The organism is Burkholderia sp. RF7-non_BP4, assembly GCF_001521935.1.
GTDB classification, from domain to species: Bacteria; Pseudomonadota; Gammaproteobacteria; order Burkholderiales; family Burkholderiaceae; genus Burkholderia; species Burkholderia diffusa.
The window spans coordinates 67,619-83,773 of the sequence record NZ_LOTA01000010.1; the positions used below are offsets into that span (position 1 = coordinate 67,619).

A 16,155-nucleotide genomic window follows, 5' to 3' on the forward strand; every position below is an offset into this window, starting at 1 on the left:
CTCCTCCGAGCGGCATACCAACCAGAAACCTGAGAGATGACAATAAAAGCAATCGACATCGCGCGTCGCGAGGACGCGCGGCCGCATCGCGTCCGCAGTCGGGGGCGCGCATGACGGCGCCATCGTTCACCGATGCGGTGGCTTCGCTCGTGCGCGATACCGAGGTGCACAAGGACCTCTATCTGTCGCCGCGCATCTTCGAGCTGGAGATGCGCCATCTGTTCCGGAACACGTGGCTCTATGTCGGCCATGTCAGCCAGATTCCGGCCACGGGCGACTACGTGACGACGACGATCGGCGCCGAGCCGGTCGTGATGGTGCGCCACGTCGACGGTTCGGTGCGGGTGCTGCACAACCGCTGTTCGCACAAGGGCACGCAGCTGGTGACGGATGCCTCCGGCAACACGGGCACATTCTTCCGCTGCCCGTACCACGCCTGGTCGTACCGGACCGACGGCAGCCTCTACGCGATTCCGCTGCGGCGCGGCTACGAAAACACGGGCTTCGAGACGTGCGAGGCGAGCAAGGGCATGCAGGCGGTCGGCGCGACCCATGAGCATCGCGGTTTCGTGTTCTGCCGCCTCAGTCAGTCCGGCGTCGATTTCCATGCGTACTTTGGCGATGCGCTGTCGTCGCTCGACAACCTCGTCGATCGATCGCCGGAAGGGCGCGTGGAAGTCGCGGGCGGCGTGTTCCGCTACGTGCACGGCTGCAACTGGAAGATGCTGGTCGAGAATCAGACCGACACCTGCCATCCGATGGTCGCGCACGAGTCGTCGGCCGGCACGGCCGTGCGCGTGTGGGAGCGCGACGGCACGCAGCAGGCGAAGCCGATGGCGGTCGAGCTGCTGGAGCCGTTCATCCAGCCGCACGCGTTCTTCGAGCAGATGGGGTTGCGCGTGTGGCCCAACGGACATGGTCACACCGGCACCGCCGATTCGATTCACGCGCGCTACACGCCGATTCCCGGCTATCACGAGAAGATGACCGCGGCCTACGGCGAAGCGCGCGCCGCGCGGATTCTCGGCGAGGTGCGTCACAACACGGTGCTGTTTCCGAATGCGATGGTGAAAGGGCCGATCCAGATCCTGCGCGTGTTCAAGCCGCTGGCGGTCGACCGCACGCTGGTGGAGTCGTGGTCGTTTCGTCTCGTCGGCGCGCCCGATTCGCTGTTCGAGCGCACGCTCGCCTACAACCGCCTCATCAACGCGCCGACATCGATCGTCGCGCACGACGATCTCGAAATGTACGAACGCGCCCAGCGCGGCCTCGCCACGCAGGCGCGCGACTGGGTGCATGTCGGGCGGCTGTTCGAGCCCGAGGAGTTCGCGCAGCCGACGTCGGAGACGAACGGCACCAGCGAACAGCAGATCCGCAACCAGTTCCGCGCATGGCTGCAGTACATCGCGCCGGTATCGACGCAGGAGGCCGCCGATGCGCGTATTTCCGCACGATGAGCTCGTCGCGTTCGTCTATCGCGAGGCGCGCCTGCTCGACGAGCGGCGCTACGAGGAATGGCTCGCGCTCTATGCGGACGACGCGCGCTACTGGATGCCGCTGTCGCCGGACCAGCCCGACACCGGGCTGCACGGCGCGCTGATGGACGAGGACCGGCTCCTGCTGCGCATCCGCATCGAGCGGCTGGCCGGGCGCCGGACGTTCTCGCAGCAGCCGGCGAGTCGCGGTCATCATCTGCTCCAGCAGCCGCACGTCGATCGGGCCGACCACGAACGCGGCGCCTATGTGCTGCGCACGCCGTTTCATTACGTCGAAACGCGACGCGACGAGCAGACGCTGTTCGCCGGCTGGTACACGCATGAACTCGCGGTATGCGACGACACGTTGCGCATCCGCGTGAAGCGTGTCGATCTCGTCAACGCCGACGCGCCGCTCGGCAGCATCCATCTGCCTGTCTGATCGCGTGCGGCCAGCACATCCCTTTTCGCTCCCGACCACATGAACGCTCCTGAATTCCTGCCGCGCACGTTGCCGTACATCGACACGCTGTACGACTACGGCGCCTTCCTGTCCCGCACCGGCGGGCATCTCGGCACGCTGCCGGCGCAGCGCGCACGCGACGCGCGGATCGCGATCGTCGGCGCGGGCGTCGGCGGCCTGGTCGCCGCCTGCGAGCTGCTGCGCGCGGGGGCGCGGCAGGTCGTCGTGTTCGAGGCGAACCGCGCGCGCGTGGGCGGGCGCCTGCTGTCGCAGTCGATCAATCCGGACCATCCGCACCTGCTCGCCGAAATGGGCGCGATGCGTTTCCCGCCGTCGCAGGCCGCGCTTTACCACTATCTCGAGCGGTTCGGCGTCGACAGCGCATCCGCGTTTCCCGATCCGGGCATCGTCGACACCGAAATCCACTACCAGGGCCATGCATACCGCTGGCCCGCGGGCGATGCGCCTCCCGCGCTGTTCGACCGCGTCGACCGCGGCTGGCGCGCGTTCATTCGCGACGGCGTGCGGCTCGACGACGGCACGCAGCTGCCCGCCCCGGCCGAACTGACGGCGCTGCTGCGCGCGCACCGCTACGACGATGCGCGGCATGGCTGGCAGCAGTACATCGACCGCTTCGGCGACGAGTCGTTCTACTCGGCGATCGTCAAGATCTTCACGGGCGCGACGCCGCCGGGCGGCGCGCGCTGGCGCAAGGGCGAGGACCTGCGCCTGTTCGGCACGCTCGGCATCGGCTCGGGCGGCTTCCAGCCGGTCTATCGCGCATCGTTCCTCGAAATCCTGCGGATCGTGGTCAACGAGCTCGAAGTCGACCAGCGGTTGATCCCGGCCGGCATCTTCGCGCTCGCGCAGGGGCTGCTCGACGATGGCGGGGACGGTGCGCGAGTGCGCGATTGCATCGTCCACGCGGCCGTGCGGCATGTGGCGAAGCAGCCGGACGAGACCTTTGCGCTCACGCTCGACGACGGGTCGACGCGGATATTCGACCGCGTGATAGTCGCGACCACGACGCGCGCGATGCAGGTCGGCATGGGCATCACCGGCATCGCGAACCTGTTCGCGCCGAACGTCGTTCGCGCAATCAACGAGACGCACATGGTCAGCTCGTCGAAGCTGTTCGTGCTGACCCGCGACAAGTTCTGGCTCAAGCACGGGCTGCCGCACAACATCCAGACGGACACGCTGGCGCGCGGCATCTACTGCCTCGACTACGCGCCCGACGATCCCGACGCACACGGCGTCGTGCTGATCAGCTACACGTGGGAGGACGATTCGCACAAGATCCTGTCGCTCACCGACAAGGTCGAGCGGTTCAAGCGTCTCGTGGCCGAGATCGGCATCGTGTCGCCGGCGTTCGCCGCGCACCTGCGTCCGCTCGACGACGATTACGCGCGCAACGTCACGAGCCACGACTGGTTGTCGGACCGCTACGCGCTCGGCGCATTCAAGCTGAACTATCCGGGCGAGGACATTCACTCGCAGGCGCTGTTCTATCAGTTCCAGACGGCCGCCGATCCGTCGTCGGATCGTGGCATCTATCTGGCCGGCTGCTGCTGCTCGTTCACGGGCGGCTGGATCGAGGGCGCGGTGCAGACCGCGATCAACGCGGCGAGCGCGGTGATCCGCAGTCTCGGCGGGACGCTCGCCGACGGCAATCCGCTCGACGCGATGCGCAGCCGCTATCGCTACGGCGACTGACGCGGCGTGCGGCGCTACTTGTCCAGCTCCGGATAGTGCCGGAAGATCCCCATGTCGTTGAACGGGATGCGGCGCGCCGACTCCAGATAGCGCGCGACGGGCGGATGCCGTGCAACGCGGTCGTGCACGCCGACGAGCCCCGCGACCTTGCGCTCCGCGCGCTTCATCGCCTTCGGGAACGCGTAGCGCAGCCCTTCGATCAACTGAAACATCGACAGGTCCGCATAACTGAGCGCGCTGCCGGCGATATAGCCGCCTTTGTGCGGATTCTGCTCCAGCACGCGATCGAAGTAGCCGAGGAACTTCGGCAGGCGGTGCGCGAGGAAATCGGCCGCGCGCTCGGCGGCCTCGGCCTTCTGGTCCTCGTAGTACAGGCCGCTGCCGATCGGGTGATGCGTGTCGTGGATCTCGGTGACGAAATCGGCGACGGTCAGCTGGAGCTGATGCACCCACAGCCGTCCGGCTTCGTCGGCGGGCGCGAGCCCGAGCCGTGCGCCGAGAAACAGCAGAATGTTCGCGGTCTGTCCGACGAGCACGTCGCCGGCCTTCAGGAACGGCGGTGCGAACGGCACGCATTCGGTCTTCGTGCTGTCCATCAGCCGCATCATTGCCGATACGCCCATGCCGCGCCCCGATTCGCGCGCGACGTCGACATAGTCGGCCTCGGCTGCCTCGAGCGCGAGCCGCACGTATTCGCCGCGACCCTGGATCTCGGGCCAGTAATAGAGTTCGTAACGCATGCCGTGCTCCTGTCCGGTCGATGCGCCGGGCGATGCGCGCATCGTGATGGCGGGGAGGGCGGCCGCGCCGCCCGTTGCGAATAGACAGTCTAGGAGATCGTGCGTGACGCGCGGTGCTTGGCGCGCTTCATGCACCGCGCGCGTCGCGCTCGCCGCCTTCGGGGCCGTAGAAGAACACCCAGGTCGAGAAGTCGTCGGAGAAACCGACGAAACGGTGCGACGCGAATGCGGGGACGAACACCACGTCGCCCGCCGCGACGCCGCATTCGCGTCCGTCGACGACGAAACGGGACGTGCCGGTGGCGATCACGTAGACCTCGTCGCGCGTATGCGGCGTCTGCAGGTCCTCGCCGCGCGGCCGGTACAGCTCGACGTCGAGCGTGCCGTGGCGAAACAGCGTCGTGAACGGCGTGCCTTCATCGTCGAGGCGGGCGAGCGATTCGTTGATGCCGAGCTTCATCGTCGTGGGCTCCGGTTCCGGACCGTGGGGACAGGCAGACGTCCGTCGTCCCATCGTATGCCGGAATCCGCCTCGAGGCGAACGTCGCGAGCGCGGGGCGTCGCGGTGTCCGATGCTGCCGTTTGGCTGGTAATGCCGATACAGGTATTGGCACTACCAGCCAAACCACTGTTTTTAATGGGTTTTTTCGCGCCGGGCCTGCGCCGTGGCGCGTTCTGCGTGGCATAATCGACCGCATCCGCAAGGCTTGTAGTCACAACGACCCCGCATACCCATGGCACAGACTCTCTACGACAAACTGTGGAATACCCACGTCGTCCACACCGAGGACGACGGCACGGCATTGCTCTACATCGACCGTCAGCTGCTGCACGAAGTCACGAGCCCGCAGGCGTTCGAAGGGCTGAACGTCGCGCACCGCCCGGTGTGGCGCATCAGCGCGAACCTGGCCGTGTCGGACCACAACGTCCCGACCACGGATCGCAGCCACGGCATTGCCGATCCGGTCTCGAAGCTGCAGGTCGACACGCTCGACGCGAACTGCGACGCGTTCGGCATCACGCAGTTCAAGATGAACGACGTGCGCCAGGGCATCGTGCACATCATCGGGCCGGAGCAGGGCGCGACGCTGCCGGGCATGACGATCGTCTGCGGCGATTCGCATACGTCGACGCACGGCGCGTTCGGCGCGCTCGCGCACGGCATCGGCACGTCGGAAGTCGAGCACGTGCTCGCGACGCAAACCCTGCTGCAGAAAAAGAGCAAGAACATGCTCGTGAAGGTCGAGGGTGCCCTGCCGCGCGGCTGTACCGCGAAGGACATCGTGCTCGCGATCATCGGCAAGATCGGCACGGCAGGCGGCACGGGCTACGCGATCGAATTCGGCGGCTCGACGATCCGCGCGCTGACGATGGAAGGCCGGATGACCGTCTGCAACATGGCGATCGAAGCCGGCGCGCGTGCGGGCATGGTCGCCGTCGACGACACGACGATCGATTACCTGAAGGGCCGTCCGTTCGTGCCGACCGGCGCGGAATGGGACCAGGCCGTCGAATACTGGCGCGAATTCAAGTCCGACGAAGGCGCGCAGTTCGACCGCGTCGTCGAGCTGAACGCGGCCGAGATCGTCCCGCAGGTCACGTGGGGCACGTCGCCGGAAATGGTTACGTCGATCGATGGTCGCGTGCCCGATCCCGAGCGCGAAAAGGATCCGGTCAAGCGCGACGCGATGGAACGCGCGCTGGCCTACATGGCGCTCGAACCGAACACGCCGATCGAGTCGATCAAGGTCGACAAGATCTTCATCGGTTCGTGCACGAACGCGCGCATCGAGGACATCCGCGCGGCCGCGTACGTCGTGAAGAAGCTGAATCGCCGCATCGCATCGAACGTGCGCCTGGCGATGGTCGTGCCGGGCTCGGGCCTCGTGAAGGCGCAGGCCGAGCGCGAAGGCCTCGACAAGGTGTTCACGGATGCGGGCTTCGAATGGCGCGAGCCGGGCTGCTCGATGTGCCTCGCGATGAACGCCGACCGGCTCGATCCGGGCGAGCGCTGCGCATCGACGTCGAACCGCAACTTCGAAGGCCGGCAGGGCGCGGGCGGTCGCACGCACCTGGTGAGCCCCGCGATGGCGGCGGCGGCGGCGATCGAAGGCCATTTCGTCGACATTCGCAAGCTGGGGTAACGCGTGACGGCATCGAAGCTCATCGCGCGGCTGGTTGCCGCGCTGGCGCTCGCGGGGCTGGGCTTCGGCCTTGCGGGTTGCAATACCGTCCGAGGCTTCGGCCAGGACGTCAATGCCGCCGGCAACGCGCTGCAGCGCGCCGCGGAGTGACATCCGCCGAGAATTTGTCGATGTGCGCCGGCTGAATGCCGGCCCTTCAACCGGATAGACGGATCATGGAAAAATTCAATGTGCATACCGGCGTCGTGGCGCCGCTCGATCGCGAGAACGTCGACACCGACGCGATCATCCCGAAGCAGTTCCTGAAGTCGATCAAGCGCACGGGCTTCGGTCCGAACGCGTTCGACGAATGGCGTTACCTCGATCACGGCGAGCCGGGCCAGGACAACTCGAAGCGCCCGCTGAACCCGGACTTCGTGCTGAACCAGCCGCGCTACCAGGGCGCATCGGTGCTGCTCGCACGCAAGAACTTCGGCTGCGGCAGCTCGCGCGAGCACGCGCCGTGGGCGCTGCAGCAGTACGGCTTCCGCGCGATCATCGCGCCGAGCTTCGCCGACATCTTCTTCAACAACTGCTACAAGAACGGGCTGCTGCCGATCGTGCTGACCGAGCAGCAGGTCGATCACCTGTTCAACGACACGTACGCGTTCAACGGCTATCAGCTGACGATCGACCTCGACGCGCAGGTCGTGCGCACGGGCGACGGCCGCGAGTATGCGTTCGACATCACCGCGTTCCGCAAGTACTGCCTGCTGAACGGTTTCGACGACATCGGCCTGACGCTGCGTCACGCGGACAAGATCCGCCAGTTCGAAGCCGAGCGGCTCGCGAAGCAGCCGTGGCTCAACAACAAGCTGGTCGGCTGAGATTGCCTCCGGGCGGGCGCGCATGACGCGCGCTCGCCGACCTGCCACTCATACCTACCCAGTCAGGAATAACGCATGAAGATTGCAGTGCTGCCCGGCGACGGCATCGGTCCGGAAATCGTCAACGAAGCGGTCAAGGTGCTGAACGCCCTCGACGAGAAGTTCGAACTCGAACAGGCGCCGGTTGGCGGCGCGGGCTACGAGGCGAGCGGTCATCCGCTGCCGGACGCGACGCTGAAACTCGCGAAGGAAGCCGACGCGATCCTGTTCGGCGCGGTCGGCGACTGGAAGTACGACTCGCTCGAGCGCGCGCTGCGCCCCGAGCAGGCGATCCTCGGGCTGCGCAAGCATCTCGAATTGTTCGCGAACTTCCGCCCGGCGATCTGCTATCCGCAACTCGTCGACGCGTCGCCGCTGAAGCCGGAGCTGGTCGCGGGCCTCGACATCCTGATCGTGCGCGAGCTGAACGGCGACATCTACTTCGGCCAGCCGCGCGGCGTGCGTGCCGCTCCCGACGGCCCGTTCGCCGGTGAGCGCGAGGGTTTCGACACGATGCGCTATTCGGAACCGGAAGTGCGCCGCATCGCGCACGTCGCGTTCCAGGCCGCGCGCAAGCGTGCGAAGAAGCTGCTGTCGGTCGACAAGTCGAACGTGCTCGAAACGTCGCAATTCTGGCGCGACATCATGATCGACGTGTCGAAGGAATACGCGGACGTCGAGTTGTCGCACATGTACGTCGACAACGCGGCGATGCAGCTCGCGAAGGCGCCGAAGCAGTTCGACGTGATCGTGACCGGCAACATGTTCGGCGACATCCTGTCGGATGAAGCGTCGATGCTGACGGGCTCGATCGGCATGCTGCCGTCGGCGTCGCTCGACAAGAACAACAAGGGCCTGTACGAGCCGTCGCACGGTTCGGCGCCGGACATCGCGGGCAAAGGCATCGCGAACCCGCTGGCGACGATCCTGTCGGCCGCGATGCTGCTGCGCTACTCGCTGAATCGCGCGGAGCAGGCCGATCGCATCGAGCGCGCGGTGAAAACGGTGCTCGAACAAGGCTATCGAACGGGCGACATCGCGACGCCGGGCTGCAAGCAGGTCGGCACGGCGGCGATGGGCGACGCGGTGGTCGCTGCGCTGTAACGCGCACGGCAATGCAGCAGCGGTGAATTGTAGAAAGGGCGCGAACGGGCCGCGAAATCGGCCGGTTCGCGCGTGGTTGGCCGTTGTGCGGCCAACCGGCTTTGTGTAGACTCGAACGATGGCGCTGATTTCCCTGATCTCCCCGGTCCTGAAACTCCACGGCAACACTGCCCGTGCGGGTACGCGCGCCATCGTCATCACGAAAACCATTACCACGAAAACGATCATTAAACGCTGATCGTCCGTCGTGCCCGCCTGTTTCCCCGCGCGGTCACGCCGGGGGCGGAAATGGCGGGGAAGCTCCATTCAAAGGGTTAGTCATGAACGTAGGTCTCGTAGGTTGGCGCGGCATGGTCGGCAGCGTGCTGATGCAACGCATGCAGGAAGAAGGTGATTTCGACCTGATCGAACCGGTGTTTTTCAGCACCAGCAACACGGGCGGCAAGGCGCCGTCGTTCGCGAAAAACGAGACTACGCTCAAGGACGCGACCAACGTCGACGAGCTGAAGAAGTGCGACGTAATCATCACGTGCCAGGGCGGCGACTACACGAACGACGTGTTTCCGAAGCTGCGCGCGGCCGGCTGGAACGGCTACTGGATCGACGCGGCCTCGTCGCTGCGGATGCAGGACGACGCGGTCATCATCCTCGATCCGGTCAACCTCGACGTGATCAAGGACGCGCTCGTCAAGGGCACGAAGAACTTCGTCGGCGGCAACTGCACGGTCAGCCTGATGCTGATGGCGCTCGGCGGCCTGTTCCGCGAGAACCTCGTCGACTGGATGACGGCGATGACCTACCAGGCCGCATCGGGCGCGGGCGCGCAGAACATGCGTGAACTGCTGTCGCAGATGGGCGCGCTGCACGGTTCGGTGCAGGAACAGCTCGCCGATCCGGCTTCCGCGATTCTCGACATCGACCGCCGCGTGCTCGCGACGATGAACAGCGATGCAATGCCGACGAGCCAGTTCGGCGTGCCGCTCGCGGGTTCGCTGATTCCGTGGATCGACAAGGATCTCGGCAACGGGATGTCGAAGGAAGAGTGGAAGGGCGGCGCGGAAACCAACAAGATCCTCGGCAAGCCGGCCATGGGCGAGCCGGGTTCGATCCCGGTCGACGGGCTGTGCGTGCGGATCGGCGCGATGCGCTGCCATTCGCAGGCGCTGACGATCAAGCTGAAGAAGGACGTCCCGCTGGACGAAATCAACGGCATCCTCGCGTCGGCGAACGACTGGGTGAAGGTCGTGCCGAACGAGCGCGAAGCGTCGATGCGCGACCTGTCGCCGGCGAAGATCACCGGCACGCTGACGGTGCCGGTCGGTCGCCTGCGCAAGCTTGCGATGGGCGGCGAATACCTGTCGGCGTTCACGGTCGGCGATCAACTGCTGTGGGGCGCGGCCGAGCCGCTGCGCCGCATGCTGCGCATCCTGCTCGACAAGTAAGGATCGGGCCGCGCTGCGCGCCCCGTCGGCGCGCGACGCGAAACGCCTGCCTGCCCTTCGCGGGGCGGCAGGCGTTTTTTATTGGTTGGCGCGGCGGCATGCGGGCGAAAACCCGAGATGCTTGCGAGAGGGGCGCGACGCGAACGATACGGGCATGAACTCATTCCCGGAGCGATGCGGCCGCAACAATCGTCATCGATTGATGCCCCCTTTTTGATAAAACTGCCGTGCACGATTGATGGTGAGGATCGGCATGGCGGGCGCGCGATCCGCGCGCCGGCGGCGCGGTGCGAATAGCGGTTGCGCCGATGCATCGGCATGGGCGGCCGCATCCGCCGGCGACGAATTCGGCCGGAACCTGATCGCGTGAAGTAAACTATGCGGTTACGACGCGCAGAGTCGCCGAAAGCGTCGCGTTCTGCGCGACGCTTTTGCATTTCTGCGGCGACTTTATTGACGCTTCCCTACGCGAATCCGAGCCGCGCCCGCGCGCGGCGATAGAGCCTACGATGTCCCGAATTTCCTTGTTTCCGCGTCAGTCCCGTCTGTCGCGCGCCGTACGCGGCGCGCTGGCGATCCTGGCACTCGGCGCGGCCGCGTCGGCCTGGGCGGCCGGCACCGTCGAACTGCCGGCTTCCGCTGCAGGCGGCCCCGCGCCGCTCACCGTGACGGTCCAGCCCGGCCAGTCGCTGAACGATCTCGCAAAGGCGGCCACGCAGTCGCACGATCCGGGCGTGCTCGCGCGTGCCGGACGCGCGCTGTTCGACGCCAACCCGCAGGCATTCATGAAGCGCGACCCGAGCCGCCTGAAAGTCGGCGCGACGCTGACGGTGCCGGCGCTCGACGCGACGGGCGCGGCACTCGCGGCGGCCGGTGCGTCAGGTGCGTCAGGTGCATCGGCCGCGTCCGCGGTGGCCGCCGCGTCGAGTGCGGCCGCGGCTGCGGCTGTGGCGACGCAGCATGGCGCGTCCGCGCCGCATCCGGGGTCGGCCGTGCAAACGGCGCCGGCTGCACATGCGGCACCCGTCAGCGGCGCAAGTGTCGCAGCGGCGGCAGTCGTGGCAGGGGCATCGGCTTCGACCGGCGCGTCCGCCGCGCATGGCGCATCGACGGTCGAGCCCGTTCAGCCGGCCGCGCCTGCGGCCGGTGCAAGCGGGCCGCATGTGTGGAGCGGCGCGATTCAGTCCGCGACTCCGTCGTCCGCGAGCGAAGCCGCCATCCAGCCCGCGCAAGGCGGCCAGGCTCAAGGCATGCACGAACCATCCGCGGCGGCACCCGTCGCGGGCGCGTCGCAGCCGCGGCCGTCGAGCCTGCAGCAACTGCTCGCGCTGAAGAATCGCGTGCTGATGGAGCTGCAGAAACACGGAATCGGCAAGCCGGCCGCGACGAACAACGTTGCACCCGCGCCGGCGCCTGCTGCCCCGCGTCCCGCCGCGAATGACGGCGCATCTGCTGCCGCGTCGTCGCCCGCCGCGAGCGAGGCGGCGTCCGGCGAGGCCGCCAGTGCGGCGCAGCCGGCATCGGCGCCCGTGCAGCCGGCCGCGCCCGTGACGGCGACGCCGCTCGCGCGCGATTCCGAACAGATCGACTGGCGCCCGGCCGCGGCGGCTGGCGCGGCGGTGGTCGTTCTCGCAGCCGGCTTCGCATGGCGCAAGCGCCGGAAAGCGCGGCGCGCCGAGGCGGTCGCCGCGGAATCCGGCGGGGCGGCTGCTTCGGATGCCGGCGCATCATCGTCGCCCGTCGAACCCGTGCCGCCGATTCTTCCTGAGACACCGGTCGCACGCGACGCAGCCGCCGATGTGAATCTCGTTTCGGCCGCTGCGGTAGCGGCGGAGGTGGCTGAAACGCGCGATCTCGACGTGCCTTCGTCACCGGAAGCGGCAACGCCGTCGCAAGACGATCAAAAGGAAGCGCCGGCCGCGCCCGCCGCAGAGCCGGCACCGCACGACGCGAAGCCCGCCGCGCCGGCGACGAACGACGATCAGCACGCGGCACTGATGCAGAACGCGATCAGCGCGCTGAACAGCCTCGACATGCCGCTGCCGCCGCGTACGGCAGAAGAGCCGGCCGCTCGGGAAGGGCAAGCCGAAAGCGAGCAAGTCGCAACTAACGGTCAATCCGCGTCGCACCCGCCCGTTGGTGCGAACGATCCGTTGCCGGAGCACCCGGTCGACCAGGACGACGAGTTCGACTGGGATCCGGATGCGTCAACGCCCGCGCCGCGCGCGGGTGGCGCGTCCGCGCCGTCGTCGCTGCCGCCGCTCGGCGGCGCGCAGTTCGGCGCGTTGAAGCTGGATTTCGATCTCGACCTGCCGTCCGCGCCGGGCGCCGTGCTGCCCGCGCTGACACCGGAAGAGCTCGCGCGCATCGCACGCAACAAGTTGGATCTCGCGTCCGAGTACGTCGAGCTGGGCGACCTGTCCGGCGCGCGCACGCTGCTGCAGGAAGTCGTCGATGCGAACGACGCCGCGACGCGCGACGATGCGCGCGCGCTGCTCGCGAAACTGGCGGAAGAGGCGTGATGCGGATCGCGCTGGGGATTCAGTACGACGGCGCCGCGTTCTGCGGCTGGCAGGCGCAGCCGCACGGCAAGACCGTGCAGGACGCGCTCGAGCGCGCGCTCGGCGAATTCGCGTGCGTGCCGCTGCACACGACGGTCGCGGGACGAACCGACACGGGCGTGCACGGGCTCGGGCAGGTCGTGCACTTCGACACGGACCTCGATCGCGCGGATTTCTCGTGGGTGCGCGGCACCAACGCGTTCCTGCCGCCGACCGTTTCCGTGCAGTGGGCGAAGCCGATGCCGGACACGTTCCATGCGCGTTTCTCGGCGTTCGAACGCACCTACTACTACGCACTGTACGTGCACCCCGTGCGCTCGCCGATGCTGGCCGGTCGGGCCGGCTGGATCCACACGCCGCTCGACGACGACGCAATGCGCGTCGCCGCCGCGCACCTGATCGGCGAGCACGACTTCTCGTCGTTCCGGTCGTCGGAATGCCAGTCGAAGACGCCGGTCAAACACCTGTACCAGATCGACGTGCGGCGTGCGGGCCACTTCATTCATTTCCGCTTCCGCGCGAACGCGTTCCTTCACCACATGGTGCGCAACCTGATGGGCTGCCTCGTCGCGGTCGGACGCGGCCGCTATCCGGCGGACTGGCTCGCCGACGTGCTGGCCGGGCGCGACCGCAATCTCGCCGCGCCCACGTTCATGGCCGACGGGCTGTATCTCGCCCATGTCGGCTACCCGACGGAATTCGCCGTCCCGCCCGCGCAGCTCGGCAGCGTGCCGTGGAGCAGCGTCTGGGCCGACCTGGACCCACAACCATGACGGATCACGCCGTGTCTTCCCCGACTCCCGCCGCGGCCGGCCTCGCGCCGCGCACGCGCATCAAGCTGTGCGGTCTGTCGCGCCCCGAGGACGTGCTGTACGCCGCCGCGCTCGGCGCCGACGCGATCGGCCTCGTGTTCTATCCGAAGAGCCCGCGCGCGGTGTCGATCGCGCAGGCGGCCGAGCTTGCACGCCTCGCGCCGCCGTTCGTGTCGGTGGTCGGGCTGTTCGTGAACGCGACCGAAGCCGAGATCGAGGCGGTCGTGCGCGACGTGCCGCTCACGGTGCTGCAATTCCACGGCGACGAGACGCCCGAGCAGTGCGACGCCCTCGGCCGCGCGGCACGTCTGCCGTGGTTGCGCGCGGTGCGCGTCGGCCCCTCGACGCAGCCGGCCGATTTGGTAGAATCGGCTCTTCATTATTCGAAAGCGCGCGGCCTCCTGTTCGACACCCTGGTGCCGGATTACGGCGGTAGCGGCAAGGTCTTCGATTGGTCACTTATTCCCGCAGAGCTCGCGCATCGGGCCGTTTTGAGTGGTGGCTTGAACGCGCAAAACGTCGGTGATGCGATCCGCCAGCTGCGCCCGTTTGCTGTCGATGTCTCGAGCGGCATCGAAGTGGACGGCGCGAAGGGCGTGAAGGATCACGCCCGGATGGCGGCGTTCGTACGCGCGGTGCGCGAAGCGGACGCCGGGTGATGCAAGCCGGCGCGGCCCCGACAGCGGGGCGCGCCGACCAATCGAGAGTGACACCATGTACAACCTTCCTGATGATCACGGCCACTTCGGCCCGTATGGCGGCGTGTTCGTCGCCGAAACGCTGATTCACGCGCTGGACGAACTGCGAACGGCGTACGAAAAATTCCGCAATGACCCCGATTTCGTCGCCGAATACGAGCGCGAACTCAAGTATTTCGTCGGTCGTCCGTCGCCGATCTATCACGCGCAGCGCTGGAGCGAGATGCTCGGCGGCGCGCAGATCTACCTGAAGCGCGAGGACCTGAACCACACCGGCGCGCACAAGATCAACAACGTCATCGGCCAGGCGCTGCTCGCGAAGCGGATGGGCAAGAAGCGCGTGATCGCCGAAACCGGCGCCGGCCAGCACGGCGTCGCGACCGCGACGATCTGCGCGCGTTTCGGGATGGAGTGCATCGTCTACATGGGCGCCGAGGACGTGCGCCGCCAGGCCGCGAACGTCTACCGGATGAAGCTGCTTGGCGCGACGGTCGTGCCGGTCGAATCGGGTTCGCGCACGTTGAAGGACGCGCTGAACGAAGCTATGCGCGACTGGGTCACGAACATCGAAAGCACGTTCTACATCATCGGCACGGTCGCGGGCCCGCACCCGTATCCGGCGATGGTGCGCGACTTCCAGCGCGTGATCGGCGACGAGTGCAAGGTGCAGATGCCGGAACTCGCCGGCCGGCAGCCGGACGCGGTGATTGCGTGCGTCGGCGGCGGCTCGAACGCGATGGGCATCTTCTATCCGTACATCGACGACACGTCGGTGCAGCTGATCGGCGTCGAAGCGGCCGGCGACGGCCTCGACACCGGCCGTCACGCGGCGTCGCTGATCGCCGGCAGCCCCGGCGTGCTGCACGGCAACCGCACGTACCTGCTGCAGGACGACAACGGCCAGATCATCGAGACGCATTCGGTGTCGGCCGGGCTCGACTATCCGGGCGTCGGTCCCGAGCACGCATGGCTGAAGGACAGCGGCCGCGCGCAGTACGTGCCGATCACCGACGAAGAGGCGCTGAAGGCGTTCCACGACTGCTGCCGGATCGAGGGGATCATCCCCGCGCTTGAGTCGAGCCACGCGATCGCGTATGGCGTGAAGCTCGCGCCGACGTTGCCGAAGGACAAGATCCTGCTCGTCAACCTGTCGGGCCGCGGCGACAAGGACATGCACACGGTCGCCGAGCGATCGGGCATCGCGCTCTGACCCCGACCGATGCGTGACCTGATCGAACAACCGGGCGGCGGCGCCGCGAGCGAAGCGGAGGCGGTGCAGTCCGCCGTCGCCGTGCCGTGCGCGCTGCCGTCCGGGATCGAGCTGCACAACCGCGATTTCATGTCCGAAGCCGCGCGCCTGCCGGATGCGTCGATCGACCTGATCGTCGCCGATCCGCCGTACGGGCTCGGCAAGGACTACGGCAACGACTCGGACAAGCGCTCGGGCGACGACTTTCTCGCGTGGACGCGCGAGTGGCTCGAGCTCGCGATCCCGAAGCTCAAGCCGAGCGGGTCGATGTACATCTTCTGCACGTGGCAGTACGCGCCGGAAATCTTCAGCTTCCTGAAGACGAAGCTCACGATGGTTAACGAGATCATCTGGGACCGGCGCGTGCCGAGCATGGGCGGCACGACGCGCCGTTTCACGTCGGTGCACGACAACATTGGCTTTTTCGCGGTTTCCAAGGCGTATTACTTCGATCTCGATCCGGTCCGCATCCCATACGACGCCGACACGAAGAAGGCCCGCTCGCGCAAGCTGTTCGAAGGCAGCAAGTGGCTGGAGATGGGCTACAACCCGAAGGACGTCTGGTCGGTCTCGCGCCTGCACCGGCAGCACGCGGAGCGCGTCGATCATCCGACCCAGAAGCCGCTGGAAATCATCGAGCGGATGGTGCTCGCTAGCTGCCCGCCGGGCGGCCGCGTGCTCGATCCGTTCATGGGCAGCGGCACGACCGCGGTGGCCTGCGCACGGCAGGGGCGCGACTTCGTCGGCTACGAGATCAACGAAAGTTATTGCGCGATCGCGCACGAGCGCGTGAATGCGCTCGCCACGCCGGCGTGCGCGTGAGTCGCGCCGCCGCAGTGCCGATCG

16 protein-coding genes are annotated in these 16,155 nt (G+C 67.3%); 14 read left to right on the plus strand and 2 right to left on the minus strand.

The window, feature by feature from the left end; genetic code table 11:
• Positions 1-110: 110 nt before the first annotated feature.
• From WS49_RS04135 to WS49_RS04145, 3 genes are read left to right on the plus strand one after another with little or no spacing between them, the layout of a single operon-like run.
• Complete coding sequence (locus WS49_RS04135; RefSeq protein WP_059524734.1) at positions 111-1,457, plus strand: aromatic ring-hydroxylating dioxygenase subunit alpha; 1,347 nt, start codon at positions 111-113, stop codon at positions 1,455-1,457.
• On the plus strand, positions 1,435-1,917 hold the full coding sequence (locus WS49_RS04140; protein WP_059524736.1) for an aromatic-ring-hydroxylating dioxygenase subunit beta: 483 nt from the start codon (positions 1,435-1,437) through the stop codon (positions 1,915-1,917). The genes WS49_RS04135 and WS49_RS04140 overlap by 23 nt, the downstream gene beginning before the upstream one ends.
• 39 nt (positions 1,918-1,956) lie before the next feature.
• Positions 1,957-3,654, plus strand: coding sequence for a flavin monoamine oxidase family protein (locus WS49_RS04145; protein WP_059524738.1), 1,698 nt, complete (start codon positions 1,957-1,959; stop codon positions 3,652-3,654).
• A gap of 14 nt (positions 3,655-3,668) precedes the next feature.
• On the opposite strand, the gene WS49_RS04150 is transcribed toward WS49_RS04145, so the two are convergent.
• The gene (locus WS49_RS04150; protein WP_059525645.1) at positions 3,669-4,394 is read right to left on the minus strand and encodes a glutathione S-transferase; all 726 of its coding nucleotides are present in this window, start codon (positions 4,392-4,394) and stop codon (positions 3,669-3,671) included.
• Positions 4,395-4,521: 127 nt separating this feature from the next.
• On the minus strand, positions 4,522-4,854 hold the full coding sequence (locus WS49_RS04155) for a cupin domain-containing protein (protein ID WP_059524740.1): 333 nt from the start codon (positions 4,852-4,854) through the stop codon (positions 4,522-4,524).
• 274 nt (positions 4,855-5,128) lie between these two features.
• Between WS49_RS04155 and leuC the strand changes: the two genes are divergently transcribed.
• From leuC to WS49_RS04210, 11 genes are all read left to right on the plus strand, one after another.
• On the plus strand, positions 5,129-6,538 hold the full coding sequence (leuC, locus tag WS49_RS04160; protein WP_057923944.1) for a 3-isopropylmalate dehydratase large subunit: 1,410 nt from the start codon (positions 5,129-5,131) through the stop codon (positions 6,536-6,538).
• 3 nt (positions 6,539-6,541) lie between these two features.
• Positions 6,542-6,688, plus strand: a complete 147-nt coding sequence (locus WS49_RS04165) for an entericidin A/B family lipoprotein (protein ID WP_059450800.1) — start codon at positions 6,542-6,544, stop codon at positions 6,686-6,688.
• Between the two features lie 65 nt (positions 6,689-6,753).
• The gene (gene leuD / locus WS49_RS04170) at positions 6,754-7,404 is read left to right on the plus strand and encodes a 3-isopropylmalate dehydratase small subunit (RefSeq protein ID WP_059524742.1); all 651 of its coding nucleotides are present in this window, start codon (positions 6,754-6,756) and stop codon (positions 7,402-7,404) included.
• Between the two features lie 75 nt (positions 7,405-7,479).
• Positions 7,480-8,547, plus strand: a complete 1,068-nt coding sequence (gene leuB, locus WS49_RS04175; protein WP_059524744.1) for a 3-isopropylmalate dehydrogenase — start codon at positions 7,480-7,482, stop codon at positions 8,545-8,547.
• Between the two features lie 118 nt (positions 8,548-8,665).
• Entirely contained in the window at positions 8,666-8,785 is a 120-nt protein-coding gene (locus tag WS49_RS35955; RefSeq protein WP_039319027.1) for a hypothetical protein, read from the plus strand.
• A gap of 82 nt (positions 8,786-8,867) precedes the next feature.
• Entirely contained in the window at positions 8,868-9,989 is a 1,122-nt protein-coding gene (gene asd / locus WS49_RS04185) for an aspartate-semialdehyde dehydrogenase (RefSeq protein WP_059466419.1), read from the plus strand.
• 509 nt (positions 9,990-10,498) lie between these two features.
• Complete coding sequence (locus tag WS49_RS04190) at positions 10,499-12,511, plus strand: FimV/HubP family polar landmark protein (protein ID WP_059524746.1); 2,013 nt, start codon at positions 10,499-10,501, stop codon at positions 12,509-12,511.
• Positions 12,511-13,323: a tRNA pseudouridine(38-40) synthase TruA gene (truA, locus tag WS49_RS04195; protein ID WP_059524748.1), complete on the plus strand. Its 813-nt coding sequence runs from the start codon at positions 12,511-12,513 to the stop codon at positions 13,321-13,323. Before WS49_RS04190 ends, truA begins: the two co-directional genes overlap by 1 nt.
• Positions 13,320-14,021, plus strand: a complete 702-nt coding sequence (locus tag WS49_RS04200; protein ID WP_059524751.1) for a phosphoribosylanthranilate isomerase — start codon at positions 13,320-13,322, stop codon at positions 14,019-14,021. The genes truA and WS49_RS04200 overlap by 4 nt, the downstream gene beginning before the upstream one ends.
• Before the next feature lie 55 nt (positions 14,022-14,076).
• Positions 14,077-15,270, plus strand: a complete 1,194-nt coding sequence (gene trpB, locus WS49_RS04205; protein ID WP_059524753.1) for a tryptophan synthase subunit beta — start codon at positions 14,077-14,079, stop codon at positions 15,268-15,270.
• Between the two features lie 9 nt (positions 15,271-15,279).
• The gene (locus WS49_RS04210) at positions 15,280-16,131 is read left to right on the plus strand and encodes a DNA-methyltransferase (protein WP_059524755.1); all 852 of its coding nucleotides are present in this window, start codon (positions 15,280-15,282) and stop codon (positions 16,129-16,131) included.
• Positions 16,132-16,155 lie beyond the last annotated feature (24 nt).